This window comes from Nocardiopsis sp. TNDT3 (genome assembly GCF_003427465.1).
GTDB classification, from domain to species: Bacteria; Actinomycetota; Actinomycetes; order Streptosporangiales; family Streptosporangiaceae; genus Nocardiopsis; species Nocardiopsis dassonvillei.
This window is the reverse complement of sequence record NZ_QPFC01000672.1, coordinates 1-4,564: the sequence shown is the minus strand read 5'-3', so window position 1 is coordinate 4,564 and position 4,564 is coordinate 1. Positions and strand designations below refer to the sequence as shown.

Genomic DNA, 4,564 nt, shown 5'->3' with positions numbered 1-4,564 from the left:
GCACGTGTCCGGAGCGGGCGGCGTCCGCCGCCCCACGGGGGCCGGCGGCGGGCCGTTCGCCCGGTTCAGCTCGGGCGCAGGCGAAAGACCTGGAGGCGCATGTCGTAGTACTTCTCGGTCTCGCCGACCCACTCCATGCCCAGTCTGCGCGCCACGGCCATCGCCCGCTCGTTGTTGGGACGCGCGACCGCGAAGACCTCCTCGATGCCCTGTTTGAACGCCCACGCGATGATGGCCTGGCTGGCCTCGGTGGCGTACCCCTGGCCCCACACGTCGGGACGCAGCACCCAGGACAGTTCGAAGTCCTCCTCGAAGGGCGGCAGGAGCTTGAGCGAGAGCCCTCCCACGAGCTGGCCGTCCTCCTCGCGGACGATGGCCCAACGCCCCGCGGGCGGAATCAGGTTGGGCCCCGCCTCGACCCAGGCGTGCAGAACCAGGCGCATCGCGTCGGTGTCGTGCACCGGATGCCATTCCGGCGTCAGCCAGTGCGCGACCTCGTCGGCCCCGTAGATGCGCAGGGCCTCCTCGGCGTCGTCCAGCTGCCACTCCCGGATGAGGAGTCGGTCGGTCGGCAACTCAAGGCTCATGTCACCACCGTAACCCGGGACAAACCACCACGACAGGGGGGAAGGGCAACAGACTCGGCATCCGGCCGGAGGGGCGCACCCCCGTCCGCCGACCCGTCCGTGTCCGCGGACGCCGAGCCCCGCGAACAGGACCCGAACCGGTCCGTCACGACCCCTTTACACCGCGTATCGCGGCCGTTAAGGTGACCAGCACGTCTGGGAGCGCTCCCAGACGGACGGCCCCGAAACGCACCCGCCGACCCGCCTACGACGCCCGCGGAGCCGCCCCCGACCCCCTGGGGCCTCATGCGCGGGACGGCACCATGCGCCACAAGACCCGGGCTGGTGCTTAAAGGATTCGCGACGCCCGACTCCCGTTGCGATACTGACCAGTCCGGACCGGACCCCGCCGCCCACGCGGCGGGGTCCGCTCACGTGTCAGCACCCCGCAGCCCAGGAGCCGCCCCATGAAGTTCGTCCGCGACCCCCACCACGACGGATCCCCCGACCACGTCAGCGTCGGGGAGGGCCGGGCGCGACTGCGCGTGCGCGTGCCCGGAGGCGCGGACGCGGTGTACGCCCGCGTGGTGGAGGACGGCGAGGGCGTCACCTTCCGGGCGGAGAGGACGCACGCCTCGGACGGCGCCGTCTGGTTCGAGGCGAGTGTGCCGCTGCGCCCGGTGGTGACCAACTACCGGTTCGCGATCGTGCGCGGCACCGAGTACACCTGGCTCAACCAGGAGGGCGTCCACGGACACGAGGTGACCGACGCGGCGGACTTCCGGCTGATCGACGGTCCCCCGCCGCCCGCGTGGGTTCCGGGCACGAGCGTCTACCAGATCTTCCCGGACCGCTTCGCCCGCGACGACGACTCCGTCGAGCCCCCGGCCGAGCACCCCGACTGGGCGCTGCCCCGCTCCTGGGACGACGAGCCCTCCGCCTTCGGGCTGACCGCGACCCGCGAGTACTTCGGCGGCACGCTCGACGGGGTCCGCCGCCGCCTGGACCACCTGGCCGCGCTGGGCGTGGAGGTGGTCTACCTGACCCCCGTCTTCCCGGCGCGCTCCACGCACCGCTACGACGCGGCCACCTTCTCCGAGGTGGACCCGCTGCTGGGCGGGGACCGGGCCCTGCGGGAGCTGGCGCGGGCCGCGCACGAGCGCGGCATGCGGGTGATGGGCGACCTGACCACCAACCACACCGGGGACGCCCACGAGTGGTTCCTGGCGGCTCGGGCCGACGCGGACTCCGCCGAGGCGGGGTTCTACCACTTCACCGACCACCCGGACGGCTACGTGGGCTGGCTGGGTGTGCCCAGCCTGCCCAAGCTGGACTACTCCTCGGCCGAACTGCGGCGCAGGGTCTACGGCGCCGACGACTCGGTGCTCGTGGGCTGGCTGACCGGGCCGGACGCGCTGGACGGATGGCGCGTCGACGTGGCCAACATGACCGGGCGCAACGGCGCGCAGGACCTCAACCGCGAGGTCTCCGGGGAGATCGCGGCACGGATGCGCGAGGTGGACGACCGGCGGGGCGGCGACGGTTCGTGGCTGCTGGCCGAGCACTTCCACGACGCGGGCCCCGACACCCACCACGACGGGTGGCACGGGGTGATGAACTACGCCGGGTTCACCCGGCCGGTGTGGACCTGGCTGAACACCGCGCCCGAGCACGTGCGCTACCTGCGCACGGACTCGCCGCTGCCGCGCGGCGGCGCCGAACAGGCGGTGCGGGCGATGCGCGCGACCAACGCCGGGCTGCCCTGGCGGGTGCTGACGCACAGCGTGAACGCGCTGAGCACGCACGACTCGACGCGCTTTCGGACCGTGGTGGGCGGCGACGCCGGCCGGCACGAGGTCGGGGTGGCGGCGCAGGTGACCCTGCCCGGCGTGCCGTTCGTGTTCGCGGGCGACGAGATCGGCATGGAGGGCGTGGACGGGGAGAACGCCCGCAGGCCCATGCCCTGGCACCGGCCCGAGGCGTGGGACACAGGGACGATGGAGGCGCACACCCGGCTGCTGGCCCTGCGCCGGGAGCTGCCCGCGCTCCAGACCGGCGGCCTGCGCTGGTTGGACGCGGGGCCGCACCACATGACGTTCCTGCGCTCGCTCGAAGGCCGGGTGGTGCTGGTGCACCTGGCCGACGGACCGCACGGGGGGCTGTCCGCGGCCCTGGCCGACCTGGACGTCTCGGGTCTGGAGGTGCTCGCCCGGGGCGGCGGGGCTCGGGTGGTCCTGGAGGGTTCGGAGCGGGTGGAGTTGGCGGCGGACGGGCCCGGCTACGTCATCGCGTCCGGGAGCTGACGCACCGGACCGGGGCGGCGTGACGGGTTCCGCGCCGCCCCGGCAGGAGCTGGGGAGAGGGGTGGAACGGGTGGCGGGGCGACCGGGCTCGGGAACGGGCGGCGATGACGGCCGTGCGTGGGACGCGCGGTTGGGCTGGGCGTACGGACTGACGGCGGACGATCCCGCCGAACGCGCCGCGGCCCTGCTCCGCCTCGCTGAGGCCCGGGAGAACGTCAGGGCGGCCGTCACCCGGTTCAACGAGTGGTTGCGGACCCCGGTCCCCGGGGACCGGGAGGGGCACCGGAAGGCGGAGTACCTCAAGGCCTACGCGCCGGTCCAGGAGTCCCAGGGGTACTTGCTGCCCGATGCGTTGTGGAACCGTCCCCGGGGGGACGTCCGGGCATGGCCCGGCCTCCCGTACGCGCTGCTCTACCTGGAGTGGGAGGCGAAGTACCCGCGGGAGTGGACCCGGCACGCCAAGAAGTGGGGCACGAAGGAGCGCCTCGTGCGCGACGTGGCGGTGGCCGGGCACGACGAGGCGGTCAGGGCCAGGCTCAGCGACCTGGTCGAGACCGTCGTCCGGCGGCGTTACCGCTGCAAGGACCGCGAGTACGTGCGGGTGGCCCGCGTCCTGGACGGTGAGGACCTGCGCGCCAGGCTGACGGCGGCCGCCGGGTCGGACCATCCGTGGGCGCGCCGCCACGCCGCCTACGTCCTCTGGCTCCTCGACCGCCCCGGGGTACCCGACACGCGCAGCGTCTGGCGGACGTGGAACACCGAGGAGTTCCGGGGCTGAACCGGCGACGCACGCCGCGGGACAGCGTGTCTAGACCTCCTGGGGCAGGGCGGCCTGGACGTCCTTGACGATCCGGGCGACCACGTCGCCGGTCCGGCCGACGAAGTAGAAGTGCTCGCCGGGCAGGATGTGGCGCTCCACCGGCCCCGAGGCGCGGCCGTCCCAGGCGGCGAGGCGCTCGGGCGTGACGCCGGGGTCGTCCCGGCCACCGAAGACCGACAGCGGCGTCCGCAGCGGCGGGGCGTCCGGATCCGGGCGCCAGGTGTCGACGAGTTCGAGGTCGGCGCGGATCAGCGGCTCCACGAGCTTCCACTGCTCGGGGTCGTCCAGGGAACCGACGGCGGTCCCGCCCATGCGGGCGATGCTCCGACGCAGCCGCTCGGAGGACAGCAGGTGCCGGGGATCGTCGTGTTCGGGCCCCGGGGCCGGACTCCACGCCGACACCCCGAGCCAGGCGGGGTCGGCGGGGCCGTCGGCGGCCAGCAGGGCGGTCAGTTCGTGCGCCAGGAGCGCGCCCATGCTGTGGCCGAAGAACCCGAAGGGGCGGTCCAGTTCGGGGGCCAGGTGCGCGCGCAGGTGGCGGGCGAGTTCTCCGGCGTCGCGGAAGGGCTCCTCCGCCGCCGTCCGGCCGCGTCCGGGCGCCTCCACCAGGCACACCTCCCAGTCGGCCGGGAAGTGGCGCACCCAGGGCCGGTAGCCCAGGGAGGATCCGCCCGCGTGGTGCAGCAGGAAGATCCGGAAGCCTGCCCGGGGAACGGGTCGGGGCCGGATGAGGACGCCCTCGTGCACTGCCTGTTTCCTCGCTGTCCGTGTCCGGGTGCGGCCGTACGGCCACCGCAACAGAGCAAAGCTACCAGTCGGTAGTACCAGTGGGTAACAACGCGCCCCGTCCCGGGCACGCTCCCCCCGCCCTGGAA

4 protein-coding genes are annotated in these 4,564 nt (G+C 73.8%); 2 read left to right on the top strand and 2 right to left on the bottom strand.

What is annotated here, in order from left to right; genetic code table 11:
* Positions 1–65: 65 nt before the first annotated feature.
* Positions 66–587 (bottom strand): GNAT family N-acetyltransferase, encoded by a 522-nt coding sequence (locus tag DQW06_RS16870; RefSeq protein WP_013153322.1) that lies wholly within the window; start codon positions 585–587, stop codon positions 66–68.
* Between the two features lie 446 nt (positions 588–1,033).
* Between DQW06_RS16870 and DQW06_RS16865 the strand changes: the two genes are divergently transcribed.
* Together DQW06_RS16865 and DQW06_RS16860 are read left to right on the top strand one after the other, a co-directional pair.
* Positions 1,034–2,869, top strand: coding sequence for a glycoside hydrolase family 13 protein (locus tag DQW06_RS16865; protein WP_013153323.1), 1,836 nt, complete (start codon positions 1,034–1,036; stop codon positions 2,867–2,869).
* A gap of 70 nt (positions 2,870–2,939) precedes the next feature.
* On the top strand, positions 2,940–3,647 hold the full coding sequence (locus tag DQW06_RS16860; RefSeq protein WP_041553138.1) for a hypothetical protein: 708 nt from the start codon (positions 2,940–2,942) through the stop codon (positions 3,645–3,647).
* 30 nt (positions 3,648–3,677) lie between these two features.
* Here the strand turns inward: DQW06_RS16860 and DQW06_RS16855 are convergent, their stop codons facing one another.
* Positions 3,678–4,436, bottom strand: a complete 759-nt coding sequence (locus DQW06_RS16855; protein ID WP_071622168.1) for a thioesterase II family protein — start codon at positions 4,434–4,436, stop codon at positions 3,678–3,680.
* Positions 4,437–4,564 lie beyond the last annotated feature (128 nt).

Coding starts and splice junctions, on each gene's coding strand:
- DQW06_RS16865 (WP_013153323.1), top strand. CDS start 1,034: ATGAAGTTCGTCCGCGACCCCCACCACGACGGATCCCCCGACCACGTC.
- DQW06_RS16870 (WP_013153322.1), bottom strand. CDS start 587: ATGAGCCTTGAGTTGCCGACCGACCGACTCCTCATCCGGGAGTGGCAG.